The organism is Limnochordia bacterium, assembly GCA_023230925.1.
In the GTDB taxonomy this organism is placed as follows: domain Bacteria; phylum Bacillota; class Limnochordia; order DUMW01; family DUMW01; genus JALNWK01.
The window spans coordinates 1-26243 of record JALNWK010000041.1; the positions used below are offsets into that span (position 1 = coordinate 1).

The 26243-nt window shown below is 48.7% G+C and carries 13 protein-coding genes; 11 read left to right on the forward strand and 2 right to left on the reverse strand.

Going from position 1 to position 26243, the window contains the following annotated elements; translation table 11 throughout:
* The first annotated feature begins 1492 nt into the window (after window positions 1–1492).
* The 5 genes from M0Q40_09455 to M0Q40_09475 all read left to right on the forward strand — a co-directional run bounded on the left by M0Q40_09455 (window position 1493) and on the right by M0Q40_09475 (window position 11788).
* A complete protein-coding gene (locus M0Q40_09455; protein ID MCK9222826.1) occupies window positions 1493–3238 on the forward strand; it encodes an ABC transporter ATP-binding protein/permease in 1746 nt (581 codons plus the stop codon).
* Window positions 3239–3427: 189 nt separating this feature from the next.
* Window positions 3428–4693 carry an alpha-L-fucosidase gene (locus M0Q40_09460; GenBank protein MCK9222827.1) on the forward strand — a complete coding sequence of 422 codons (1266 nt, stop codon included), beginning with the start codon at window positions 3428–3430 and terminating at the stop codon, window positions 4691–4693.
* A 25-nt stretch (window positions 4694–4718) separates the two neighbouring features.
* A complete protein-coding gene (locus M0Q40_09465; GenBank protein MCK9222828.1) occupies window positions 4719–6218 on the forward strand; it encodes a glycoside hydrolase family 5 protein in 1500 nt (499 codons plus the stop codon).
* Window positions 6219–6254: 36 nt separating this feature from the next.
* On the forward strand, window positions 6255–10031 hold the full coding sequence (locus tag M0Q40_09470) for a DUF4981 domain-containing protein (protein ID MCK9222829.1): 3777 nt from the start codon (window positions 6255–6257) through the stop codon (window positions 10029–10031).
* 344 nt (window positions 10032–10375) lie between these two features.
* Entirely contained in the window at window positions 10376–11788 is a 1413-nt protein-coding gene (locus tag M0Q40_09475; GenBank protein ID MCK9222830.1) for a tetratricopeptide repeat protein, read from the forward strand.
* A gap of 152 nt (window positions 11789–11940) precedes the next feature.
* On the opposite strand, the gene M0Q40_09480 is transcribed toward M0Q40_09475, so the two are convergent.
* Both M0Q40_09480 and M0Q40_09485 read right to left on the reverse strand, forming a co-directional pair.
* A complete protein-coding gene (locus M0Q40_09480) occupies window positions 11941–15081 on the reverse strand; it encodes an efflux RND transporter permease subunit (protein MCK9222831.1) in 3141 nt (1046 codons plus the stop codon).
* Between the two features lie 36 nt (window positions 15082–15117).
* Window positions 15118–15546, reverse strand: a complete 429-nt coding sequence (locus M0Q40_09485) for a MarR family transcriptional regulator (GenBank protein ID MCK9222832.1) — start codon at window positions 15544–15546, stop codon at window positions 15118–15120.
* Window positions 15547–16020: 474 nt separating this feature from the next.
* Here M0Q40_09485 and M0Q40_09490 point away from each other — a divergent pair, with 474 nt between their 5' ends.
* The 6 genes from M0Q40_09490 to M0Q40_09515 all read left to right on the forward strand — a co-directional run bounded on the left by M0Q40_09490 (window position 16021) and on the right by M0Q40_09515 (window position 25949).
* Window positions 16021–16668 carry a hypothetical protein gene (locus tag M0Q40_09490; protein MCK9222833.1) on the forward strand — a complete coding sequence of 216 codons (648 nt, stop codon included), beginning with the start codon at window positions 16021–16023 and terminating at the stop codon, window positions 16666–16668.
* A 299-nt stretch (window positions 16669–16967) separates the two neighbouring features.
* Window positions 16968–19310, forward strand: a complete 2343-nt coding sequence (locus tag M0Q40_09495; GenBank protein ID MCK9222834.1) for a diguanylate cyclase — start codon at window positions 16968–16970, stop codon at window positions 19308–19310.
* A 105-nt stretch (window positions 19311–19415) separates the two neighbouring features.
* Window positions 19416–22601, forward strand: a complete 3186-nt coding sequence (locus tag M0Q40_09500; GenBank protein MCK9222835.1) for a glycoside hydrolase family 78 protein — start codon at window positions 19416–19418, stop codon at window positions 22599–22601.
* Between the two features lie 189 nt (window positions 22602–22790).
* Window positions 22791–23504 (forward strand): flavodoxin family protein, encoded by a 714-nt coding sequence (locus M0Q40_09505; protein ID MCK9222836.1) that lies wholly within the window; start codon window positions 22791–22793, stop codon window positions 23502–23504.
* A 695-nt stretch (window positions 23505–24199) separates the two neighbouring features.
* A complete protein-coding gene (locus tag M0Q40_09510; protein MCK9222837.1) occupies window positions 24200–24646 on the forward strand; it encodes a hypothetical protein in 447 nt (148 codons plus the stop codon).
* Window positions 24647–24710: 64 nt separating this feature from the next.
* Window positions 24711–25949, forward strand: coding sequence for a glycoside hydrolase family 66 protein (locus tag M0Q40_09515; GenBank protein ID MCK9222838.1), 1239 nt, complete (start codon window positions 24711–24713; stop codon window positions 25947–25949).
* Window positions 25950–26243: the final 294 nt, after the last annotated feature.

Sequence of the window (26243 nt, forward strand, 5' to 3'; positions counted from 1 at the left end):
ATAAGATCAAGGTTATAAAACGAGAATCATATGGCTTTCACGATTTAGAATACTTTCAGCTGAAGATCAAGCAAAGATGCAGTGGGAAACAAGAAAAAGGTCAACACTTACGGAGATGAACCCTCAAGATTAAACCCAATCCAGTCATATTTGAATACCAGCAGTATGAGCGGGACATAACCGTAGAAGTAAGTACATCAGGTATAGGAAAACTAGGGCTAGATACGGCTACGCTGATCTTATACAACGACGCAGAGAAAGAGATTTGGAGAGAGGTTTCGGATATTAGCACCACTATTCCCTTTGTTGTGCCGGGTATCTCTAAGAGCTTTACGGAGACTATTAGTCTCCCCGAGGAGTACCAGTTGATTGGCCTCGTATCGTATCAGGAGAACCTCTTGGGCAAGAAATTCTTACTTGAAATTATCCTTGAAGGTTCCAAAACCACACAGGCATCGGTAGATATTAGCTTTCAGTAAACAGTATGCAAGCCCATTGAACGATGGGCTTGTCTTACTTCTCGCTATTTTTGGCTAACAGGACTCGAGGCCAGCTGTGCCGCAATACTGCCATCCTTCCTAGGTCAAAAGCAAATCAATTTTCTTACCAGATTATAGTGTTATCCCGGATACCTGTCGCTTGCACTACACTTGCCGTTGGCATCAGCGGTAGGTATCGTGTCAGTCACTTTGTTGCATTAGTTGGTGGTACTTGGGCAACACTCAGTTACCCAATGCATAGTAGACCAACGGGAAGGTGGACTGGCCGCGGGGACTACCTGGTTATGCTAAGGATATGCGCAGCTTAGGTAAGGCTATTTCAGGTCAATTGTTGACTATTAGCCATGGTGGTCACCGTATCTTCGTCATTGTTCAAGTTGGTTGTACTTGGTGGCTTGCGCGGAGCAGATGCTTTAGCACAAATGAGTAGCAAACAGCCTGTTTAGTTGGATTATCTTTGTCCTAAAGGGATCGCGACTGTGGGAATCATCCAAATTCATTTTAGTGTCAGGGCAAGGACATGCTCACAGATTGGCGAAATACGTAGTGGATAGTCTCATAGCTTCTAGGATCGAGTAACCGAAAAGACATGTGGGAGTCCGGTTTGCTGGTAGCTCCGAAAGACTAGCAAATGCATTTCCGTGACTTTTCCTCGTTTTTGTATGATATAATCTTCCCTAGATGTTGGCTACGATAGGGCTTACTGCTTATACTGTGACAACTAAGGAGTGCCCTGCCGAAATTGGTTACCTAAGGAGTGCCGTACAGTCCTTTACCATGACAGGTGCTAGCCCCGCAGTTTTTATTGATGGGAAATACTAAGAACTAGTAAGGTAAGAAAGAGCCAAGGGCATAGAGGAAGGATTAGGGCCTGCAATTTAAGCTGTCTGCCGTAGGACATCGGGTCTAAGCTTGGGGACCGTCGGCAGGGCAAACCAAGAATCCGCCGTTTTTCGGCGTGGGGGAGAGTCAAAAAAGGGGATCTTTGGATTATGCACTTATTGAAGACTTTTGTCTCGTATTATAAAACAGAACGTTGGTTGTTCTTACTAGATATGATCTGTGCGAGCTTGATTGCGGGAATGGACCTGACCTTTCCGATCATTACGCGCATGTTCATGAAGGATTTCATTCCGAACCAGAATATGCGGGCGGTTCTCCTATGGGTAGTGGTCTTATGTGTCCTATACGTGGGTCGGCTTTTTTGCCAATACGTAGTGGACTACTATGGTCATGTGATGGGTGTGAACATGGAGTATCACATGCGCAGGGATCTATTTACTCATCTGCAAACACTGGATTTTCGTTTTTTCGACGATACGAAGGTGGGTCATTTAATGTCCCGTATTGTCAACGACCTGCGGGATATTTCTGAACTGGCCCATCATGGTCCTGAGGATCTGTTTATTGCAGGCTTAATGCTCCTTGGTTCCTTTGCCTATCTGATGACGATCAATGTACCCTTAACCCTAATTGCCTTTGCTTTTGTTCCCCCTATCTTTTTGTATGCGAGCTATAAGCGCACGGCTATGACCAATGCCTTCACGCAGGAACGAAAGAAAATTGCCGATGTAAACGCTGAGGTGGAAAACAGCCTCTCTGGTATCCGGGTGGCCAAGAGTTTTGTGAACGAAGATTATGAGGAAAGGCGTTTTGATCATGCCAATGTAGCCTTCAAATACTCAAGGTATGAAGCCTTCCGGGCTATGGCCGAGTACTCCTCGGGGTTGAACTTTTTGACTAACATATTGAATGTAGCGGTGCTTGGCGCGGGCGCCTGGTTTATGTACCGAGGATACATCGACTTAGCTGACTTGACTGCATACTTGATGTTTATTAGCTTCTTCTTGCAACCAATCCGTCGCTTGATCAACTTCACACAACAATACCAGCAGGGAATGACGGGTTTTGCTCGGTTTACTGAATTGATGAGCATTCAACCTAGTATCAAGGATGCGCCTGATGCCATCTGCCTGGAACAGGTTTACGGGGAGATCGCCCTAGAGAACGTCTCCTTTCGGTATAACGAGTCCCAGGAGGTATTAAACGATATCTCCCTGGTAATCCCGGCGGGAGCAACGGTGGCCTTTGTGGGACCCTCGGGTGGTGGTAAGACTACTTTGTGTCATTTGATCCCGCGGTTTTACGATGTAACCGATGGGCAAGTTCTTCTCGATGGCAGGGATATCCGACAGATACAACTCCAATCCCTCCGCGGGCAAATAGGTGTGGTACAGCAGGATGTATTTTTGTTTACGGGGACAATCCGTGAAAACATCCTCTATGGTGATCCGAGTGCCTCGGAAGAAGAGATGATCACCGCGGCGAAAAAGGCCCAGATTCATGAATTTATTAGTACCCTTCCCGACGGATATGACACCTACGTGGGGGAACGGGGAATTAAGCTATCTGGTGGTCAAAAGCAACGAATCTCCATCGCTAGGGTCTTTTTGAAGAATCCACCAATCTTAGTCTTAGACGAGGCCACCTCCGCTTTGGATACGGTAACGGAGCAGGAGATCCAAGGGGCCCTGTTGGAATTGGCCAAGGATCGGACAACCCTCATTATTGCCCACCGTCTTTCCACCATCCGCCATGCGGATAAGATCGTGGTTCTTGATCAGGGGCGGATCAAAGAAGAGGGCAGTCACCAAGAGTTAGTTCGGCAGGGGGGGATGTATGCCAAGTTATATGAAGACCAGAACCTACCGGAACCATTAGTACCACAGACTTCCTAAGGGGCTTGGCAAGTTCGGCTTACAGGTACGAAAAGACTTGCCAATCTAGCCGGGTATAGCATATTGGCGCAGTTGGTTGTGAATTAATCGAATTGACCGGAGTGGGTAGGATACACATTGGTATTGTCCCCTTGCTGGGGCAACGGTTGGTAAGAGTAATCTGCAAACAACAAAGGAGGGTGCTTTCATATGGCAAAGGCGCAGGAACGGATGCAGTGGTTTAATGAAGCTAGATTCGGCATGTTCATTCACTGGGGGCTATATGCGATTCCAGCCCGAGGGGAATGGGTAAGAAGTAATGAGCGGATTCCCAAGGAAGACTACCAGCCATTCTTTCATGAGTTTAACCCCACCGAGTATGATCCTAAGCAGTGGGCCAAGTTAGCCAAGGAGGCCGGGCAGAAATACGTGGTGATGACCGCGAAGCACCATGATGGTTTTTGCCTCTTCGATAGCAAACTCACGGATTTCAAAGCGACAAATACCCCTGCCGGCCGGGATTTGATTAAGGAATATGTTGATGCCTTTCGGGATGAGGGTCTAAAGGTTGGCTTTTATTATTCAGTGATCGATTGGTACCACGATGACTATCCCGCCTTTGGCGATCGGCATCATCCCATGCGAGATAATCCTGCTTTCCGGGATCGGTCCCGGGATTTCTCCCGGTATCTTGAGTATATGCACGGTCAAGTGCGAGAGTTGCTTACCAATTACGGTAAGATCGACATCATGTGGTTCGATTTCTCCTACGATAATATGAGCGGAGAAACGTGGGAGGCAACAAAGCTGGTCGAGATGTGCCGGTTGCTCCAACCAGATCTGATCATTGATAACAGGCTTGGAGGAAACATTAAAGCAACTAAGCCTGAGCCCTATGCCGGGGATTTTGCCTCACCGGAACAGATCATCCCACCCCAAGGGATTCGTAATGAAAAAGGGGAGCCTATTCCCTGGGAGGCCTGTGTGACCTTGAATAACCACTGGGGTTATTGTGCCAGGGATCGGGATTACAAGTCGGCAAAGCAGGTGGTCAGGGGCCTTGTGGAATGTGTTAGCAAGAACGGAAACCTGTTGCTAAATGTGGGGCCCAATGCCCGGGGACTGATTCCGAGCGAGTCGGAGGAGATCCTGCGGGAAGTTGGTAAATGGATGGCAAGGAATGGTGAGAGTATCTATGGATGTGGTATGGCTGATCTGGTAAAACCCGAATGGGGTCGCTACACCCAAAAGGGTAATAAGCTATATGCCCATGTATTAGATCGGCCCATTGGACCGATTCCCTTGGCGGGACTAAATGGCCGGATCAAAAGGGCCCGCTTGCTAGCAGATGGATCGGAGCTGCGGGTGGGGACCCCCTGGAACGCAGTGGATTTTCCCGACTATGCCTTCATTAATCTGGGTGCCGCCAATTTGCCCGATGAAATAGATACGGTGATCGAACTGGAACTGTACTAACTGGTTGCAGCTTGGAGGTGTATCTATGAGGACGGTGCAGATCCAGGACGGGCAGTTTACAGATAGTGCCGGCAGATCTGTCATTTTGCATGGGATCAACATGGTCTGCAAGGATCAGGGGCGGAACTATATCGGTCCGTGGACCCGGGACGATTTTGCTAAGCTGAAGGAGTGGGGCCTGAATGTGATTCGGCTGGGGATCTTTTGGGATGGGGTGGAACCCCATCCCGGTGAGTATGATGATGCATACTTGGACCGGAATGCCGAGCTGATCAAGCTGGCCGCGGAATATGGGATCTGGGTCGTTTTAGATATGCACCAAGACCTGTTTGGATATCCCTATGGTGGTGGTGCCCCCTCCTGGGCGGTGCTAACCGATGGCAAACCACATGTTCCCACTAAAATATGGAGTGATGCCTATCTGCTTAGTCCGGCCATCTGGCAAGCCTTTGATAGCTTTTGGCAAAATCGTCCTGCGGTGGATGGCCTGGGACTACAGGATCACTACGCTAGAGCGTGGCGCTATGTTGCTTCTCGTTACCGAGACTATGATCACGTCATTGGCTATGACATCATGAACGAACCCTTTATTGGCTCAGCGGTGAACCAGATCCAACCGTTGATGTATGAGCAGTTTCACAAAGAGTGGGGACGGGCTAGGGAGGATATGGACTTCGATGAGCTTTTTGCAGCCTGGCTCGATCCGAAAAGGCGACCAGAACGTCTAGAGATTCTCAATGATGTAGGCAGATACGCCCGGGTCATTGGGGCAGTAACAAGAGGGTATGGACAATTTGAGTGGGGTATTCTGTCTTCCTTTTATCAGCGGGTGGCCGAGGCGATCCGTAGTGTGGATCAGGACGGGATCATTTTTCTGGAGACCAACTATTTTGGCAATATCGGGGTCCTAAGTAATATTCAACCGGTGCGAGATCAAAGGGGAACTAAGGATCCATCCCAAGCCTATGCCCCCCACGGATATGATCTGGTCACAGATACGGAATCTCCCGAAGGGGCTAGCCCCCAGCGACTGAGGTTTATCTTTCAACAGCATGAACTTACGAGAAACCGTCTACAAGCACCCATGTTCGTCGGTGAATGGGGTGCTTTTTACAACTCCCAGCAAACCAAAGACATTGCTTTGTGTATCAAAGACATCTTTGAGCAGTTGCTCTGTGGCGATGCCTATTGGTCCTACGAGGGGCCGCACATGGCGCAACTGCCATTCTTTCCAAGCATTAGGCGGGGATACCCTATGGCTGTATCCGGGAAGATTCAGCACTATTACTACGATGCTGACACCGGGTATTTTGAATGCACTTGGCAGGAGGACGGTGGAAATGAATCAACCACGATCTATTTACCCGATTGCACCAATCCAAGAGCATGGCAAATACAGTTAGCACCTGAAGGAAGCAGTTTCTCCCTAGAACCGCTCGGGGAGACTGCTTGCTACCTACACATTCCTCCGTGGAGCCCTTGTTGTGGTACTGTGCGGGTGTTACGGGTAGAAGGAACCGATTGAGTCTTGTATATGAGAACACCGAAGGAGGTAGTAAGGATGTGGAAAAACGTTGCGGCTGTTCTGATCTTACTGATCTTCGTTGTGGTAATCATTTGCACCATGCCATCGGCGGGCAAGGAGGAGTGGAACAATAACCCTGAGGTTTTCCAGGTGAACCGAGAACCGGCCCATGCTACATTTATTCCCTTTGCCGATGTGGAAACTGCCCTCAAACAGGATCCGAAGGATTCGCCGTATTACCTACTGCTAAATGGGCAGTGGTCCTTTCACTGGGCGGAAAATCCTGGGGCAAGACCGATGGATTTTTACAAAGAGGACTATGACATTAGCCAGTGGGATCAGATCAAGGTTCCTAGTAGCTGGCAACTAGAAGGCTATGATTATCCCATTTACACAAATGTGACTTACCCTTGGACGGGCTATGAGAATCCCCGTCCACCAAAGGCCCCCACTTTGTATAATCCCGTTGGCTCTTACCGGCATACTTTCACCATACCGGAGCAGTGGGAGGGGCGGGAGGTATTTATTAGTCTTCAAGGGGTGGAATCGGCTTTCTATCTGTGGGTCAACGGGGAACAAGTGGGATACAGCGAAGATAGTTTTACCCCTGCGGACTTTAACATTACCAAGTATCTACAGAAGGGTGAGAATACCCTGGCCGTTTTGGTGTATCGCTGGTGCGATGGTAGTTGGCTTGAGGACCAGGACTTTATCCGTCTTAGTGGTATTTTCCGGGATGTCTATCTCTATGCGAAGCCTAAGGTACATATTAGGGACTTCCAAGTGATGACGGACCTTGATGAGGAATATAAACATGGAATCCTAAGGCTAAAGATAGATGTGCGCAACCTAGGAAACGAGCCGGTTACAGCTTATCAGTTGGAGGGGATGTTGTATGATGCCAACAGACTTCCTGCTTTTGACGAACCGATCATTGCCGAGGTCAGTGTTGCCAGCCCAGGGGAAGTGAGAGTGGAGGCCGAAAGATTTGTTCAAAGTCCATGGAAATGGTCTGCAGAGGATCCCTACTTGTATACTTTGGTTCTGTCCTTAAAGGATGCGGCCGGGGAGAACGTAGAGACTGCCAGTTGTCGGGTGGGTTTTCGGGAGTTTAAGCTCGAAGGGAACCAGATGAAGATTAACGGTAAACCCATCATGTTTAAGGGTGTAAACCGCCATGAGATCCACCCGGACACCGGAAGGACCCTCACCAAGGAAAGCATGATTGAAGATATTCTTCTCATGAAACAGTTTAACATTAACGCAGTACGCACCTCCCATTACCCCAATGACCCCCTTTGGTATGATCTTTGTGATGAATATGGTCTTTATGTGATAGATGAAGCTAATCTGGAGTCCCATGGTGCAAATCATATCTTACCGAAGAGTGACCCGAAATGGCTAGCCGCATGTCTTGATCGGGTACAAAGCATGGTGGAGCGGGACAAGAACCATCCTTCGGTGCTCATCTGGTCCTTGGGGAACGAAGCGGGAAACGGTAACACATTCAAACACCTAGCTCAGTGGGTAAAGGAGCGGGATGCCACCCGCTTAGTGCATTATGAGGGGGATAACCGGTGGGCGGATATACACAGCACGATGTATACCCACGTAGATACCGTCGAGCAGTACGGGAAGGCCGGCACTAAACCATATATCCTCTGTGAGTATGCCCACGCGATGGGCAATAGCGTGGGGAATCTGCAAAAGTACTGGGATGTGATCGAAAAATATCCCATCTTGCAGGGTGCTTTTATTTGGGACTGGGTGGATCAAGCCCTGCGGTGGCCGATACCGGTCGAGCAAGTGGTGCTAGATCGAAGTGGATCAGGCTTTAAATCCGAGGTTGTTGGTGATTTGGTGGCAGGTAGATCTGGAAATTGTCTGAAGGGATATACCATACTACCCGATGTGCCAACGCTAAACATTACCGGGGAAGGATTAACCCTTGAGGCGTGGGTAAAGCCTGAGGGTGCTCCCGAGCATGATCATGTGCTGATCGCCAAGGGAGATACCCAGTTCGCGCTTAAGTATACCGCCAATTACGTCGGGCAAAACCGCAGTGTTATCGAGTTCTTTATCTATGATCAACGGGGTCCAGAATGGATTGCGGCGGTGGTGAATACTCCAGCGGATTGGTTTGGGAATTGGCACCATGTGGTGGGCACCTTCGATGGGCAAAAGCTGCAGCTTTACATCGATGGGAAGCTACAGGCTGAAAGGACCACCGATGGGAAGATCACGCCTAATGCTTATCCTGTGGGGATCGGCCGGGATATGCAGACTGATCGTAGATTCAGAGGTCTCATCGATGATGTCCGAATCTATAACCGTGCCCTCACCCAAGAGGAAATCCAGGATACGAAAAGAACCTGTGATGAAAGCACTGTCCTGTGGCTAGATTTTGAAACCTTACATGTAGAGGATAGTGCAAAGAAACATTTCTTTGCCTACGGGGGCGATTGGGGAGATCATCCTAACGACGGGAACTTCTGTGCGAATGGATTAGTCTTTCCCGATCGGAGGGTACAGCCCGAACTAGATGAGGTGAAAAAGGTCTACCAGAACATTGGTGTAAAAGCGGTAGACTTACTAAAGGGTCAAGTTGAAATCCGAAACAAGCACTTGTTCACAAACCTGGAAGTCTTCCGGATGGACTGGGAATTGCTAGAGGATGATCAAGTCCTTCAGAGAGGAAGCGAGGTGCTAGAACTAGCACCCCGATCATCCCAGGTAATTACCCTGCCCCTGAAAGTACCAGCAATAACGCCGGGCGCGGAATACTGGCTGAACATCAGCTTTGTACTAAGGGAGGATGCCCCATGGGCTCAGGCTGGTCATGAGGTAGCCAAAGAGCAATTGCAGATGCCCTTTAGAGAAGCTAACCCCAGCTTGGCAGTGATACCCAGTCTAGACCTTGTGGAGACCTCTGAGGAGATCATGATTCAAGGTGATGATTTTCGTATCCTGTTTGATCGGGCCCTAGGGACCATCTCCTCCTTTAGCTTTAGGGAGCAGGAGCTAATCGCGCAAGGTCCCATCCCCAACTTCTGGAGGGCGCCGTTAGATAATGACAAGGGCAATGGTATGCCCACGAGGACTGCCACGTGGCGGTATGCGGGGCAGAAAAGAAGTATCGATCATGTGACTGTTACCAGGCTTGATGAGGGAAGGGTCCGGATCACAGTTAATGCTACGCTACCAACCCAGCGTCCTTCATCCCACAAAATGTCCTACACTTTCTATGGTACTGGCGATGTGACGATTACCAGTACGTTAGTACCCGGTCCGGGTTTACCTGAGATACCCGAGATCGGGACAATGCTGACATTACCGCGGGAGTTTGAGCACATAACGTGGTATGGACGGGGTCCTTTGGAGAACTATCAGGATCGACAGACAGCTGCCCATGTGGGCGTATACACAAGCACAGTTGATGCTCAGTTCATTCCCTATCTGGAACCGCAAGAAACAGGGAACAAGACAGATGTCCGTTGGGTGATGCTTACTAATGATGAAGGAATTGGACTGCTGGCGGTGGGTATGCCCCTTCTGGAGGTAGTTGCCTTACACTATACCCCGGAGGATTTATCCGGCGCAAGTCACCCGCACAAGCTGGTACGCCGGGATGAGACTATCCTGCGGCTTAACTACAAGCAGATGGGAGTTGGCGGTGATAATAGTTGGGGTGCAAGACCCCATCCTGAGTTTACCCTGTATGCGGACAAAACCTACGTGTATAGCTATAGATTGCGTCCCATTGATCTGGCTACTCAAATACCGATGGAATTGAGTAGACTGCTTCTTAAATGAATCTAGAACCTTAAACGGTAGTGCTGATGAGTAAGGGGCAGTCCTACAGGCTTAGGACAAGTTGCAGGATTACATGATTTATCTAGTGAAGTAGGTAATGAGGGTTCCTTACTTGCAGAAATCCGGATTACCACATGATCAGTAGTCCTGAGTCATCAAAGGATGTTGTTTTTCTTTGTACAGCAGTTAAGCCAACGATTTTGATCGTTGGCTTAACTGTAGACCGGTGTATTTCAGAAAGTACAGGTTATCTAGGATCGAACCAGTACACAATACGCCACCATGATCTAAGTAGCCCTATGGCAGGCCGATCATGCGTAAAGGAACAAGTAAGGAGTGGGTGTATGAGTTGTTCAGAACACGGTGAGGATCGCTTTATTGAGTTTGTGGTGAGGAATCCAGACCTTAGGTTGGAGATGGAGCAGCTGAACGAGGAAGGACAAAGGCTACTCCGTGAGTATGATCTTGAAGGCGCCTACGCGAAGTTTCAGCGTATCTTGGAGATATGTCCTTTTTCACCGGTAGGCCACAACAACGTCGGTGCTTGTTACTATTACCAGGGGGATTACGAGAAGGCCGCGGCGCATTTTCGAAAGACTGTGCAGGACTATCCCGATTATGTATTCGCATTGGCAATGCTTGCCCGCTGCCAGCAAGAGTTGGGTGATGTTAAGGGTGCCCAAGGTACTATGCGCCGTGCCGTACGGGCCTACCGGCCCGGGAACCCCCAACGGGGTGATGAAGTAGATACTGTTGAAGTGATCTGTGAGTCCTTTGCCCATCTGGAAGATGATCGGGGTTTGTTTGACTTCTTTCGTCGGTATGGTGGAAATCGGGGGATCAGCTGGCCAGTTGTGGCACGAGCCGGTGTGGCAGCCTTTAATCTCGGACGGTTTGCCCAGGCGCGCCGCTATTGGCAGCAGGCCCTAGATAGACAACCAACTACCGGTATTCTGCAAAGTTTCATGTTCACTGCAGAGCTTGCTGAACTGAGAAAGGTTCCGGAGTTTCGCTTGGACTACGAGTTGCAGATTCCCGAGGAGCTGAAAGACATCAAAGACGATGGACAGTTAGAAGACCCCAAATTGCTTACGGGAACTCTTAAGACAGTTCTTGTCGAAGGGCTTTGGACCGAAGATGAAGTGATGACAAACGCGGCGATAGAGGTGCTCACCCGTTCCAAAGAGCCGTGGGCCGAGGATGTGCTATGGATGCTTTTTGATGATCCCCAGCTTTCACTAGATACGAAAATGGCAGCTTGTGTTGCGTTAGTACGTAAAGGCGTCGTAAGTCCCGGGGACCGCATCAGAATGAATGTTGACGGATTAGTGCAAGATGTGGTTATTCGGGATAGACTGGCCGAATATGAGGGTGATCCCAAGGTAATCGCAGCCTTCAAGAGAGGAAAACAGCTCCAGGAAAAGGGAGACCTGGAACAAGCAGGATGGCATTATCGCAAAGCCATCGAACAAGATCCGAATTTCGTGCTGCCACGTCTTAGGCTCGCCGAGGTGTATATGGGACAAGAACGATGGAAAGAGGCTAACGAAGTCCTTAGTGGCACGATGGTCAGCGACATCGAGGAGTCTGACCTGTGGCGCTATTGGTGGTTAGTGGGTGAGACGGTATTCCATCTTGGTCAGTACGACAAGGCCCAGATGGCCTTTGACAAAGTCCGAGGTGCTATTCCCGATGGACTTGAGGAAGAGATCCAAGAGTGGCTTGAGGCAATAGAGGCGGAGATGAAGAAGGGCTAATCACAGGAGGATTAGGTAGAAGACCCTTGCAGCACGGGGTTTCAAGACTGCGACATCGATTAGAGTATGCTCCCATCCCTGTGGTTTGCCTCATTAGAATACGTGGTATCAGCAGATGCGTCGGTTTCGAAACCGACGCATCTGTGGTCTTGTCACACTCTGGTTTTCTCTTTATGAAATACATCGTAAAGGACAGGGACAAACACGAGGGTCAATAGTGTGGCATAGACTAACCCACCTACAGCAGTGATGGCCATGGGCTGAATCATCTCTGTTCCGGCACCTACTCCGAAGAAGAGCGTTGAAAGGGCCAGAATGGTGGTCAATGCGGTCATGAGAATTGGCCGCAGACGAACGATCCCAGCCTCAATGATCGCTTCCTTTTTCCCCATGCCCCGGCTACGCAGTACGTTAATGTAGTCCACAAACACAATCCCATTATTGACCACAATACCGGAGAGGATAATTAGGCCTAAGAACCCGACAATACTGACGGGCTTTCCGGTAATGATCAGGCCTAAAAACCCACCGGTAAAAGCCAAGGGGATAGTAAACATGACAATAAACGGGGAGAGGAGGGATTGGAACTGGGCGACCATTACTAGGTAAATGAAGATGACCGCTAACACTAGCATCAAGAACAAGTCTCTAAAGGAATCGGTGATCATCTGTTGCTCGCCACCGAATTCGATGGAATACCCCTCGGGGACCTTGTAATTGGCTAATTTACTCCTGATCTCTCGGCTGATCAGCCCGATATTATATCCTTCATCCACCGCTGCGGTGACCGAAAGATACCTTTGCTGATTCTTTCTGCTGATCGAGGCATACCCGCTGGCCTCGTTTACATCCGCGATCTCACCAATCCGCAGGGTCTTGCCCTGGGGGGTGGTGACGGTTACACTGGCTAGTTCATCTCTAGTTAGATCCAAACTGCTGCGCTCGTCAGTGATGAAGACGTCATACTGATCGGGGCCAATGTTTAGAACAGTATCTGCATTAGCCGCCGATAGGATCTTGTTTAGCTGCATGAAGACTTGGGCTGCGGTAAGCCCCTGCGCGATACTCTTTTCCTTATCCACCCGAATTCTTATTTCTGGTGAGGTTTTCTCTATCCCATCGGATATTTCAATGATTCCATCAATCTCGGCTAGGAGCTTTGCAACGTCTTGGGCTATTGGCTCAAGGGTACCAAAATCCCGCCCCATCACTGTAAGCGCAATTGCACCTCCTGAAAGGGCTGCCATATCCATGTTGGATTCATTAACGCTGACTTCTGCTGGGGATGTCTTGGTGTTTTCTCGAATTAGCTGGGCAATGCGGCTTGAAGAGGTTGTGCGGTTTTCGTCTAGGAGGATATATATGGAGAGTGTCTCGTGATTGCCTGCACCACCCATACCCATGCCCATCATGGAACCGCCAAAAAACGCGCCAACTGTCTCGACCCCGTCGATGTGCTTGATTGTGTCCACTAACTCATCCGCGATTTCGGTAGCGTCAGTAAAGGATATGCCCTTTGGCATAGCCGCTTGAATCATCAGCTGTTCCGTATCCGCGGTGGGGAAAAGCTCAGTGCCCATACGGAAGGCTCCAATAATGCTGCCCACAAACAGGACTAGTACCAAGGCGAAGACGATCCATTTTTTGCTTAAGGACAGTTCCAGGATTCTTGTATATCCTGCCTGGACAGACTCTAAGAGTCCTCTTTTCCTTGGTTGCTGCTTTGCTAGTGTTCTTGAGGCGATCATTGGCACTAGAGTAAGGGCCACCAGCAAGCTAGCCGTAAGGGAGAAGGCGATTGTAAGGCCCATATCGGCAAAGATTTGCCTGGTCAATCCATGGAGGAATAGGATCGGGACGAAGACCGCGATGGTTGTCAGTGTGGAAGCGGTGATCGCACCAGATATTTCCTGGGCGCCCATTACAGCTGCATCCCGGGCACTTTTTCCCTCTTGACGCATCCGGTAAATATTCTCAATGACAACGATGGAGTTATCCACCAGCATACCGACCCCTAAAGCAAGGCCTCCCAAGGAAACAATGTTTAAAGATACCTTGCCGAAATACATCATAATGAAGGTGCTGATTAGGCTTATGGGGATTGCTAGGCCGACGATGAGAGTCGGTTTAATGTCCCGTAGGAAGATAAACAAAATGAGGATCGCAAGCAAAGCACCAATGAGCATATTTGAGGTAACGGAGTTGACTACGACATCAATATAATGGCCCTGATCCATTAGTGCGGTCATCTCAAGATCTTGATGCATATCCATTAGTTGATCCATCCGTTCCCTGATGCGACCGGCAACATCGGCGGTTGAATACTCGGTTTGTTTTTGAATCGTCAGGATGATTGAATCATGACCATTCACTCTGGAATAGGTGGTATCGGTACTGTCTTGCAACTGGATCTCCGCAACGTCACTTAAGGTGAGCGAACCCACAAAGGGCAAAGACAAAATGGGCAACTGCTCCAGTTGCTCAAGTGAATTAATCCCATCCCCAACTCGAACTAAATACGCGGTGCCTCCTTCGAGAAGATAACCGGCAGGCATGTTGAAGTTCTGCCCCTGTAAGATGCCTGAGATCATTTCTTTGGTCAACTCAAACTGGGCAAACTGCGCTGAGTCGTTATCTTGTAGCAGGGCACTGGGATCCATACCTGGTACCATCATTGATGAAAATAGTTTCGCCTGCAGCTTTGCCTTGGCGTCCTCGATCTTCTCATCCTTAAGGACAATATGGATCTCCTTATCGATTAACCCGGTAGCTGAAACAGAGGCAACACCCTCAATACTCTCAAGTTCCGGGATGACTACGTTGGTCAAAAACTGGCTGGAACTGCTAAGGGGTTTATCCTCTAAAGCTGCAGATAGAACCATCACCGGCATCATGTTGGGATTGAGCTTAAGAATCATTGGTGATTGTACTGAACTGGGCAAAAAGGTACTCATCATATCTAAGCTTTCCCGCATTTCGATCATGGCACTATCCATATTGGCGCTGGCATTAAACTCTAAGATGACAATTGAAACATTCTCACTAGATACGGAACTGACATTCTTGATGTTACTCAAAGAGAGCATCGACTGCTCAATCGGTCGGGATAGTCGGGTTTCTACTTCCTCGGGACTGGCGCCTGGGTATGTGGTCACCACCACTGCATAGGGTAGGTTAATATTCGGTAGCAGGTCTGTTGTCATATCGCTTAAGGAGACGATTCCCAAAATGATCACGATGATGACACCGATGACGACGGTATATGGTTTTCTAATGCTGAATTCTGATAGCATCGACTTCACTCCACTCAAACGTTAAGTAAGACCGAATCAACGGTCGAGGACATCGCAAAGCTTCTTAAGTCCCTTAATAATATCTATGAGATCCTCCCTAGGTACATCCTCAAACATTCCCGTAAAAAACTCTTCAAATTCAGTGCGTAATTCAGTAACAAGTTGATCCAGGTTTTCTGTTAGGTGAACTGTAACCACCCGGCGATCCGATTTACTTCGTTTTCGCTGGACCAAGTTTTCCTTTTCCAGGCGATCGACGATACCGGATATGGTACTGTTTGAGAGGTCCATTTTGTTACTAAGCTCAGTGATCCTCATAGGACCATGTTGTTGGAGGAGGAAAACCAAAGACATCTGGGGAAAGGTTAGTCCCATATTATCAAAATGGCACCTTGAATTCTTCTCCAATCTCCTTTTTATCAGATAGAGTGATTCAATGATGGTCTTAGGATAGTTTTCTTCCACTAGGAAACTCACCTCCTTCTGGCAAAGGATAAATGTATTTCGAGTACGAATAGTTCGTATTCGAAATATAACGCCTTCGAGTATACCCTAATGATGGTGCATCGTCAAGTTGGATTGTGCCGTTAATGTTAATCCTTAAACCCCCCCAAAGCACGAGAAATGAGCTTTCAAGGAGTCAGCCTCATAAATCGGTGGAAATAGGGGGACAACAACGACAGAAGACGGTTGGTTTTAAAGCTATTCAGACAGGATGACGACAGCAATATGTCTGTCATCCACGAGATACTAGGCCAGACTCGGTTCTTGCCACAAGGAGAGGCTTTCGGCGGTTAGAAAACTATACTAGGTCTTTTCCCGAGCTTGCGCAACTATGGTATATTTGTAATAGGAACAATTTAGAAGGCAAGGAACAAAAGGGTGCTCTCAATGAAGCACAGATGTTCAGCACAGGTACGCCAGCGTGGAGGAAATGAGATGAAGCCTCGGAGCAGAAAAAGGTTTGCTGTCTATTTGTTCTTTTTGGCCATAGTACTGTCTGGTTGTGACGGCAACTATACTCCATGGGAAAGGAATAAGGTTGTGCATGGGATAGAGTTTGCCAAGCTCAGATATGGCATAGATGATGGTGAGATACGTTCAATTATTGGATATCTAAAGGATGATACTGTGATTGATGGCTATCCCTGTGCTGCTGATTGGGTTCATTTTGCAGCCGATTGGCAACTGACCCTGTTTAGGTTAGCCAAACCCGCCGTGATCAACAACTATTCCTATGGAGCAGATACATGGATCCGTTTTGTGCATGATCGAGTTACTTGTGTGTTTCCTAAGAATACATCTGTTCAAGGGTACCTGTGCAGAGGTGGCGGGGGAGTAACTGGTGTTCATACATCCTTTTATGAAAGTGGACGACTGCGTTTCTTTTACCCTGTTGGGGATGTAGATATATGCGGGATCTGCTGTAGTGGGAGCGTTTTCTCGGGTATTGGCTTATACGAAGATGGCACGCTTAGGGAGTGTACCCTTATGCAGCCTGTTGTTATTGATGGAATATCCTATCCGAAGAACAGCCGTCTCACATTTGATGAGGCTGGGGCGGTAACATCGGCTTCTATTATGTGAGTGCACTTGTTTTTGGGTTAAAGGTCTTAATGTTATTACCTGACCTGTATTTCCACCGAAAAAGATAACCTTTGAAGAAGCTGACATTACTACCTAGTTCTGGTATAGTTGTACTGGTTAGATGTATGGAAAGGGAATCGTTGGTGCATACGAGAGACTATGCGATAGAAGGTGTATGACAGGAGCAAAATCACTAGGTTAGGTCTTGCTCTTAAAGTTGGATACCTTGTGTACGATCATTGCTGATTCAGGGAAAAGTATAGATTCACATAAACAGTTATGCTCAATGAAGTGAAGTGGTGATTAGGGTGAGATTGAGCTACATTATTGATAACGAAGACCTAAGCCCAGTGCTTATTATGTTGCTTCGGGTAGTATGTGCTGTTGCAGCCGTGTTGTACATCGGTTTTGGCTATGTTTATAGATTATTAGATGAGCAAAGTGTTGATCCAATACCCTTTGGGCATAGGATTCTTTTTGCTATTGCCTACCTTACTGTTTTTGTATTGTCCTATTATGTCCGACCGATCAAAAACCGTTACCTAGCCCATCTAGTACTATGTTTGGTCGTGGCCTCCTTTGCCCATACTGCTTTTTTGGGCGCACAGCTTGGTTTTATCTCGGGAAGTCAAGTGACACTATTAATGATTATCCCCTTAGCGAATGCCATATTGCAGAGTCGTAAGATCGTGTTATTGCTTAATCTGGCGTTTATTGGCATAGTTGTTGCCATGCTAACTAGTGGTGCTTGTGAATATCCATTGTTGTACTTTCTGGCGACGCTAATGATCACAGGCTCATCATATCTTATGGCTAGGGTACGGCACGGATATGCTAAACGCTATGAGGACCTGTTTAATCAGGCGCCCATCGGGATTGCTTCCCATCGGATCATCTGGGAGAAGGACAGAAAGCCTCAAGATTATCGGATCCTGGAGGTAAATAGGACTTTTGAGCATCTTTTGGAGAGGGAAGCTAAAGATGTTGTGGGCAAGACGGTAAGAGAGGTCATACCAACAATAGGTCCTGATTGGTTGAAGGAATATGCTAATCTGGCGACCAATGCCAATGAAGTGCATTTCGAGAAGTATCTAGAAGGAACAGGCAAATACTTTGAGGTTAAAGCCTACAAGCTCGATGGTAATCAGTTTGTGGCTGTGTTTAACGACACAACCAGGCGGAGACAAACAGAGGAAGCCCTAAGAAAGTCCCAGGAACAGTTGAAGTCCCAGAAACAGCTTTTGCAGACGATCCTAGACAATGCACCAATCAACATTTGGCTTACGGATCCCGAAGGGGAACCCCTGCTTATTAATCGACGGTTTCAAGATAGTACCGGTTGGGGGACAACGACCCCAAGCATAACCGAAGAAGAGCTGCTAGTCTGCCGGCGAACAGATCAGGAGGCTTTGGTCAGTGATTATCCCCAGGAGTACGAGGAAGAAATAACCTTTCAAGACAACACAAGACACATTGTCCGTACGATTAAGACCAGGATCGTCGATGAGAATGGACAAATAGTAGGTGTCCTCGGTATCGGACTGGATATTACAGAACAGAAGAAGGCGGAGGAGGAACTAAAACGGATCACGTTCCACGATTCCTTAACCGGTCTGTATAACCGTCGGTACTTCGAAATGGAAGTAAAACGATTGGATAGGGAGCGGCAGTTGCCCATAAGTCTAGTTATGGCCGATGTAAACGGCTTGAAGATCGTAAACGACTCCTTAGGACATCAACAGGGGGATCTATTACTAATCAAGTGTGCCCAAGTCCTAAGAGCGGCCTGTCGCAGGGAGGATATGATTACCCGGTGGGGTGGCGATGAATTTGTCATTCTGCTGCCAAACACATCGGAGAAGGATGCGGCAAAGGTTTGTGCTAGGATTAGACAACTCAGTGATCAAGTGGACGAAGACCCCATTAAGTTGAGTATCTCCCTGGGATATGCTACTAAAACCGTTCCTGAGCAAAGCATCGCCGACATCCTCAGGGAAGCGGAGAATCACATGTATCGAAAGAAGAGTAAGCATGCCCAGGAAAATGGCAATGAGTTAGTTGGTTCACTGCAACGCGCGTTACAAGCCAAGAGTCATGAGACCAAAGAGCATACGGATAATATCGAGTTTCTTGCAGTGTCCTTGGGTAAACGGATTGGTTTGAATGAACGGGAGTTAGATGACCTTAGGACCTTGGCCCAGCACCATGATATCGGCCAAATTGCGACGGACAGCTCTATTCTAAAGAAACGCGGTCCCCTGTCTTCCCAGGAACGGGAGGTGATGAGACGACACGCCGAGATCGGTTACCGGATTGCCCTAGCCTTTTCGAAGCTGGCGCCGGTGGCTGAGTCGATCCTGTCCCACCACGAGTGGTGGAATGGGGAAGGTTATCCCCGGGGATTAAAAGGACTGGAGATACCTTTGCCTGCCCGGATTCTGGCCATCGTTGATGCCTTCGATTCGATGGTGGGTACCAGACCATATCACCATGGTAGGAGTGTACCCGAGGCCCTTGATGAGCTCAATGCCTATGCCGGAACCCAGTTCCAACCGGATCTTGTTGAGGTATTTACAGAAATGATGAAAGAACCCGCAATGGAAGCAGGACTCTTAGACCTAGCTAATGTCGTTGTCGAGTAAGATGCAGGATTCTTCTGGTAGTTCACGAAGGGATCAATAGACTAGCTACTGCCGTAAGGACGTCAGAGGTCTGCCCACGTAATGTGATCAGAAGGAGGAGCAACGATGAGCCCCATCACACCGGTCAGTCTTCGTTGTGAGTATGCTACCGATCCCATCGGCATAGATGCGTCAAGACCTCGTTTATCTTGGAACCTTGAGTCCAAGGAGCGGGCGCAAAGACAGATTGCCTACCAGATTATTGTATCCAGTAGCAAAGAACGGCTTAGACGAGATGATGGCGATCTTTGGGACAGTAAGAAGGTGTTCTCAGAGAAGTCCTTGCATATACCCTACGAGGGAAAGGTACTGACCTCTCGGCAGCGCTGTTATTGGAAGGTTCGGGTGTGGTCCGATGAAGATCCCAAGCCTACAACCAGTAATCCTGCATTCTGGGAGATGGGCTTACTTGAGCCGGAAGACTGGCGGGCAGAGTGGATTGGTCTGGAGACCGATGGGGATGAACCCTTGCCTGCTGTGGAGGACAACCTCTGGATCTGGTTGGACCAGGACGAAGGAGTCTGTGCCAAAGAAGGTCGCCAACAGGGATATTTCCGTCGTTCCTTCAAGGTACCCCCGGGTATCGAGAAGGCTTGGTTGCTCATCAATGGTGATTCTCTTTTTCGACAGTATACAAATGGCTTTGAAAGCTCGCGGAATACGGTGTTTCAACCCCGCATGCAGTGGGTGGATCTTACCTATCTATTAAATCCCGGCGAAAACGTTTTAGCTATCGAGGCGAGTAAGAGTGCACCTCCTGCAGGTTTGATCGGCAGGTTAATGGTTACCTTTGAAAACGCCCCCCCGTTGGTGCTCGATCTTGACGAGACCTGGAAGGGCAGTAGTGTTTTGGAGGAAGGATGGCAGCAACGGGAATTCGATGACGCCCACTGGCCCCAGGTAGCCAAGATTGCAGGACATGGACAAGCACCCTGGGGGAAGCAGATGGTAGAAGTTAGACCTGCACCATCACCCTATCTGCGGAAGTCTTTTTCCATTAATAAAGAAGTAGTTAGAGGAAGGCTCTATGCCACCGCCTTGGGAGTGTATGAACTAAGACTGAACGGGGCCCGTGTATCCGATGCCCGGTTTGCCCCAGGATGGACCGATTACAAGAAACGGCTACAAGTCCAAACCTATGATATTACAGAATTGCTCCGCCCGGGGGAGAATATGGTGGGCGCCATTCTCGGAGATGGATGGTATGCAGGGCATGTAGGTATCTTCGGCCGGCACCAATATGGCTCCTATCCTTTGGGTTTCTTGGCCCAACTAGAGATAGAGTATGAAGACGGTACGGTGGAGCGTCTGGGAACCGATGCTTCCTGGGAAGGTAATTGGGGCCCGATCATCAGCTCGGATTTTCTTATGGGTGAGATCTATGATGCGCGCTTGGAGGTGCCTGGCTGGGATCAACCCCAGGGTAGCAACAGGTGCAAGTGGCGTCCAGTAACTACCCTCGCCTCCTACAACGGTGCATTGGTAGCGGATCTGGGTCCTGCGATTCGGGTTACCAAAAGACGAAAACCCATCTCCCTACGGAGGAGAAAAACAGGTACCGTTATCTTTGATATGGGCCAAAACATGGTTGGCTGTGTTAGGCTGCTCATCCGGGGGGCAAAAGCCGGGGATCGTATTGCCTTGCGCTTCGGCGAAATGCTAGAAAAGGATGGTAGTCTGTACACCCTTAATCTGCGGAGCGCCCGACAAAGGGATATCTACATTTGTCGGGGAGATGATGTGGAAGTATATGAGCCACATTTCACTTTTCATGGCTTTAGATACGTTGAGGTTACAGGCTTTCCTGGGAGGGCTTCTTTGGAGACCATTGAAGGCCTTGTGATCCATTCGGATACGCCGATTACCGGGAGCTTCTCCTGTTCCCATCCCTTGGTTAATCAGTTGCAGCGGAATATCCTCTGGGGGCAAAGGGGTAATTTCCTCAGTGTGCCCACCGACTGTCCCCAACGAGATGAACGATTAGGCTGGATGGGGGATGCCCAGGTGTTCATGCGTACTGCAAGCTTCAACGCCGATGTGGCCGCCTTTTGCACTAAGTGGATGGTGGATGTAGAGGACGCCCAGCGCACCGACGGGGCCTTCAGTGATATCGCGCCTAGTGTAGGCTTTCTAGGTGGTGGTAACGCCGGCTGGGGTGATGCCGGGGTGATTATTCCCTGGACCATCTATCTGTGCTACGGTGATACCCGGATTATTGAGCGCCACTACGAGGGCATGACCCGTTGGATTAAATACCTTAAGGCTAACAGCGAAGGACTGATTCGTCCTGCCATAGGTTATGGTGATTGGCTATCGATAGACGCTGATACACCAAAAGATGTGATTGCGACGGCATACTTTGCCTATAGTACTAGGTTGTTATCCCGGATGGCCTCAGCAATTGGCAGAAGTGAGGATGCAGCCAGCTACGAGCAACTTTTTGAAAGGATTCGCCGGGCGTTTAATGATCAGTTTGTGCACGCCGACGGACGCGTTGCTGGTGAGACCCAAACGGGGTATCTTTTAGCATTGCATATGGATCTTCTTTCCGAGGGAAAACGGCGACAAGCCATGAAACACCTTGTTAGAGACATTCGAAGTCGGGGGGATCGGCTCTCAACGGGGTTTTTGGGCTGTTCGTATCTACTGCCGGAGCTAGCTCGGGCTGGAGAACTGGATCTGGCCTATGCATTGTTGACCTCCACCCGGTATCCGTCTTGGGGATATTCCATCAGACAGGGAGCAACAACCATGTGGGAACGCTGGGATTCATACAAGGAAGACGGCGGTTTTCAGGATGAGGGGATGAACTCCTTTAACCACTATGCCTATGGGTCAGTGGGTGAATGGTTGTACCGGTATGTGGCGGGTATCGAAGCGGATCCAGATTACCCTGGGTACAAGCGTTTTGTTCTTCGTCCTTGCCCCAGGGGTCCCCTTACGTGGGCTAAAGCGGAATACAATTCTGTTCGTGGTCCCATCGGGGTGGAGTGGAGTATCATCCAGAATGAGTTGATCGTAAAACTGGCAATCCCCACCAATACCACTGCTACCCTGTATTTGCCTACGACTGATCTAAGCACGGTGCAAGAGGGCCATGGCCCTATCCCTAAAGCTGTGGGAGTCTGTTTTAAAGAAGTGATCTCCCACGGAGACTTCGTGTATGGAGTCTATTCGGTTGGATCGGGTACCTATGAGTTCCGGTGTGCGTACGCGGACGATGCTGGTTTCCTAGGGGATTATCAGAAATAGTCAACTGATACATGACTGGCTAGATATGCATGGACGAGTATAATTGCCATGATGGATAGTCTTAGTACGTTCGGGACATAAAAACGAATATGATGCGGTCCCGTGGAATAAATAGGGTGGCAAGTATACTCCCCTCAGACCTGGGGAATTGCCATGTTTACATAGCGTTACAATGAATGGAGAACACGAGTGAAGGTATGCGTAGTCCATGGTAGTCCAAAAAAAGGTAATACATATATGGCAACGGGAATTGTCATGGAGGAATTGGCACGACAGGGCAGTATTGAGTTCAGCCAGTTCTTTCTCCCGCAGGACATGCCCCATTTCTGCCGGGGATGCTTTGCCTGTATTGAACGTGGGGAGAACAAATGTCCCGATGTGGGATATGTGCAACCTATTCTAAACTCCATGAGGGAAGCCGATGGGCTCATCTTTACTTCGCCTGTATATGTCCTAGGGGAGACTGGGGCAATGAAGGTCCTGCTCGACCACTTTGCTTACATTTACCTTGCCCATCGACCCATGGAGGAGATGTTTTCCAAGGTCGCCCTAGTTATATCCACTGCCGCTGGGGGAGGAACAGGTTATGCCATGGGGTCTATGTCCAGGAGTCTGCGCTTTTGGGGAGTCCCAAAGGTACACAAATGTGGTTTTGCCCTCCGCGCAAAGGAGTGGGAGGAGATGCCCGATACAAAGCAAGATAAATACGCAGACACCCTGCGGAAGCAGGCCAGGAAATTTTATGATTCAATGGCAAGAAGGCGACATGCGCGTACCCCTATGTTCACTAGGATCGTCTTCACCTTTCTAAAAGGCACGATCTCTAAGTATCCCGACGGAAATATCGATAAGGAGTATTGGAGGCAGAAAGGATGGTTAGAGGGCAAGAACAGACCCTTCTAATTGAAGGAGCCGAGTGAAAATTACGAAGATTAGCTGGTGAAGAAGAGTCTGATCGTAGCTACGCGCAGATACCACATTATACCAATCTTCAACGAACAGACAGTGGTAACCGACCAAGAGTGATGAATATTGGAGCGACTTATTCCTAACTTTGGGCTCACATTTTTCCGAAGTCTGTTTGTGAGGTGATCTACCTTCCACTTCGTACTGATACCGCTTAATGAAAACGTCTGTAGAATTCTTCGAGTATAGTTCTTAGGAGGCACTGCGGCTAGGTTATGTGCACCTAGTGGGAGCAGGTGCGAGTCAAAGGTTGTTGTTCCAAGATGAATGTTCCTAGCGGGAAAGGAGTAGAAAGCTCAATGCAGAAATGATCAATAGGATCAAGTACCCTGTTATATTATGGAGACTTCTCTCTTAGATTGTGAATTCAATAGCAAGATTAGGTCAGTGTATTATGCGATGAATGAACTTATACTCAAGACAAAGTACATTCCTATCGCTATGAATTGCACACACACGTGATTGCCTGTATTCTGTGGCATATGCCCGGAGAATGTATTCTCATCCTATCTTCGGCATTACAACAAGACACCATACATAAGGATATGACGGAGAGACTAATTGCTGTGTATACCTAGAGGCCTCGGGCTTCAGTTTGTGCTGAACGCTCACGGAAAGGTTGTGATAGTGAGGTGAAGTATCTACGCAGCTTCTTCTGGTTAGTGTTAGCAGTAAGCATAGGGGGGACTGGTGTAGTGGAGGCAAGTGTTGTTACCGACGGAGTTGGAGCTTTGGATCAGCAAGAGGGGATGCTCTTGATTGAACTTGATCGTGTATCCTATCAGTTGGGCACGCCTGTATGTATTCGAGTTGTGGCTGATGAATATGCACTAGCTTTGGGTCCGGACCGAGTTGTCGTAGAGATCACAAGGTTGACGGAAGTTGTTGCTGTGATGGCAAAAAGCATCTATGATCCCGCTGTCACATCCTGGAGGTTCAATTGGCAACCGCCTGAGGAGACGGCTGGCTATGGTCTTACGGTGTGGTTGGAGCATGGGGGGGGAACGGTTGGTCTTTGCCGAGTCTGCCTTCGATGTTGCGGAGGATTGGACGGAACAGCCACGCTATGGATTTGTTAGTGACTATGGGGCATGAGATGAATCCAAGGAACGTGCTGCTTTTCAGGCGATGAGCCGATTACATTTGAATGGAGTTCAGTTTTACGATTGGCTCTATCGTCACGATACTCCAGTTCCCCCGGGGGACTGGTTTGTGGATTCCATGGGACGACACCTTAGGGTGGAAACGATCAGAAGAAAGATTGGCCTTGCTCGGGAATTTGGTATGGTACCCATGGCTTATGTGGCTGTTTATGCAGCATCACCTGCCTTTTATGCAAAGCATCAACAGTGGGGTCTTTATGATCGGACGGGAAGTCCGATTGACTTTGGGGATGGGTATCTTTTCCTGATGGACCCGTCCCGGGGTGCAGGATGGGATGCCCATCTGCTTGGAGAGTTTAGAAATACTCTTGAGTGCTTTCACTTTGCGGGGATTCACATCGATCAATATGGATATCCCAAGGTGGCCTATGATGCACAGGGCGGGGCGATTGTCTTGGCCTCCGCCTTCCGAACATTTATTAACGATACCAAAAGTACGTTGTCTGAGGTGGACAATACCCGAGACTATGTAACATTTAACTCTGTGGCCAATTGGCCGGCGGCCATCGTGGCTGAAAGTACCTATGACTTTAACTATGTTGAGGTTTGGCCGCCCTATAGCTCCTACGGTGATATTGAGAGGATCATTCAGAGTGCCTATGAGAATTCCGGTGGCAAGGCGACGGTGATTGCTGCCTATGTAGATGCACAAGAAGAGGCGACGGTACGGTTGCTAGATGCGGTTATCTTCGCCCATGGTGGTACACACATTGAGATGGGCGAGGGTGACCGCATGTTGGTCGATCCTTATTTCCCTAAGGCCCAACAAGTTAGTGCTTCCCTATGGAAGTCCTTGGTTTCCTATTATGACTTCATCGTTCGATATAAGGAATGGCTCTATGGCGATCGGGAACCAGTCGCTGCTTGCGAGTGTGTTCTACTCGATGGTGAAGCTGCGGGGCCACGTCCGGTTCCTGGTAGAGTGCATGCCATTTGCTACCGTTTACGAGACCAAGGGCAGTATGTACTTAGCCTAATCAACTTCACTGGTGCCAATTCCGAACAATGGAAAGCTGCTCAGCCAAAGCCAGAGTATATCGATCGAGTCGAGGTAACTATGACTATTGATCACAAACCAGAAGGGATCTGGGTGGCTTCTCCGGATAAACCATCGCTAAGGGCAGTACCCATTCCTTTTACAGTAACATCTGATTCTGAAAGGATTACGGTACAGTTTTCAATCGATCTGTCCTACTGGTCTGTGATTTTGTTCGAATAAGGATTTGAGGATTCAGCTAAACATGTAGGTGAAGGGGGGAATGGTTGCTATCTAGCCCCCTAAAGGATTTGGACATAAGCTATGTTTGTGCTAAGATTACTTTAGTGGGAGTGATTAACCGTGACAAGAAAGCGTTACTCAGATGATTTCAAGGAACAGGTGATTGATGAGTGTAGACAGATGGGTAATGTAGCCTTGGTGGCACGTCGTCATGAGCTATCCAAAAGCACAGTGTACGGATGGATGAGAACAGTTCGCCAACAGGGCTCTGTTAAGGCGTTGCCGAAGAACGAA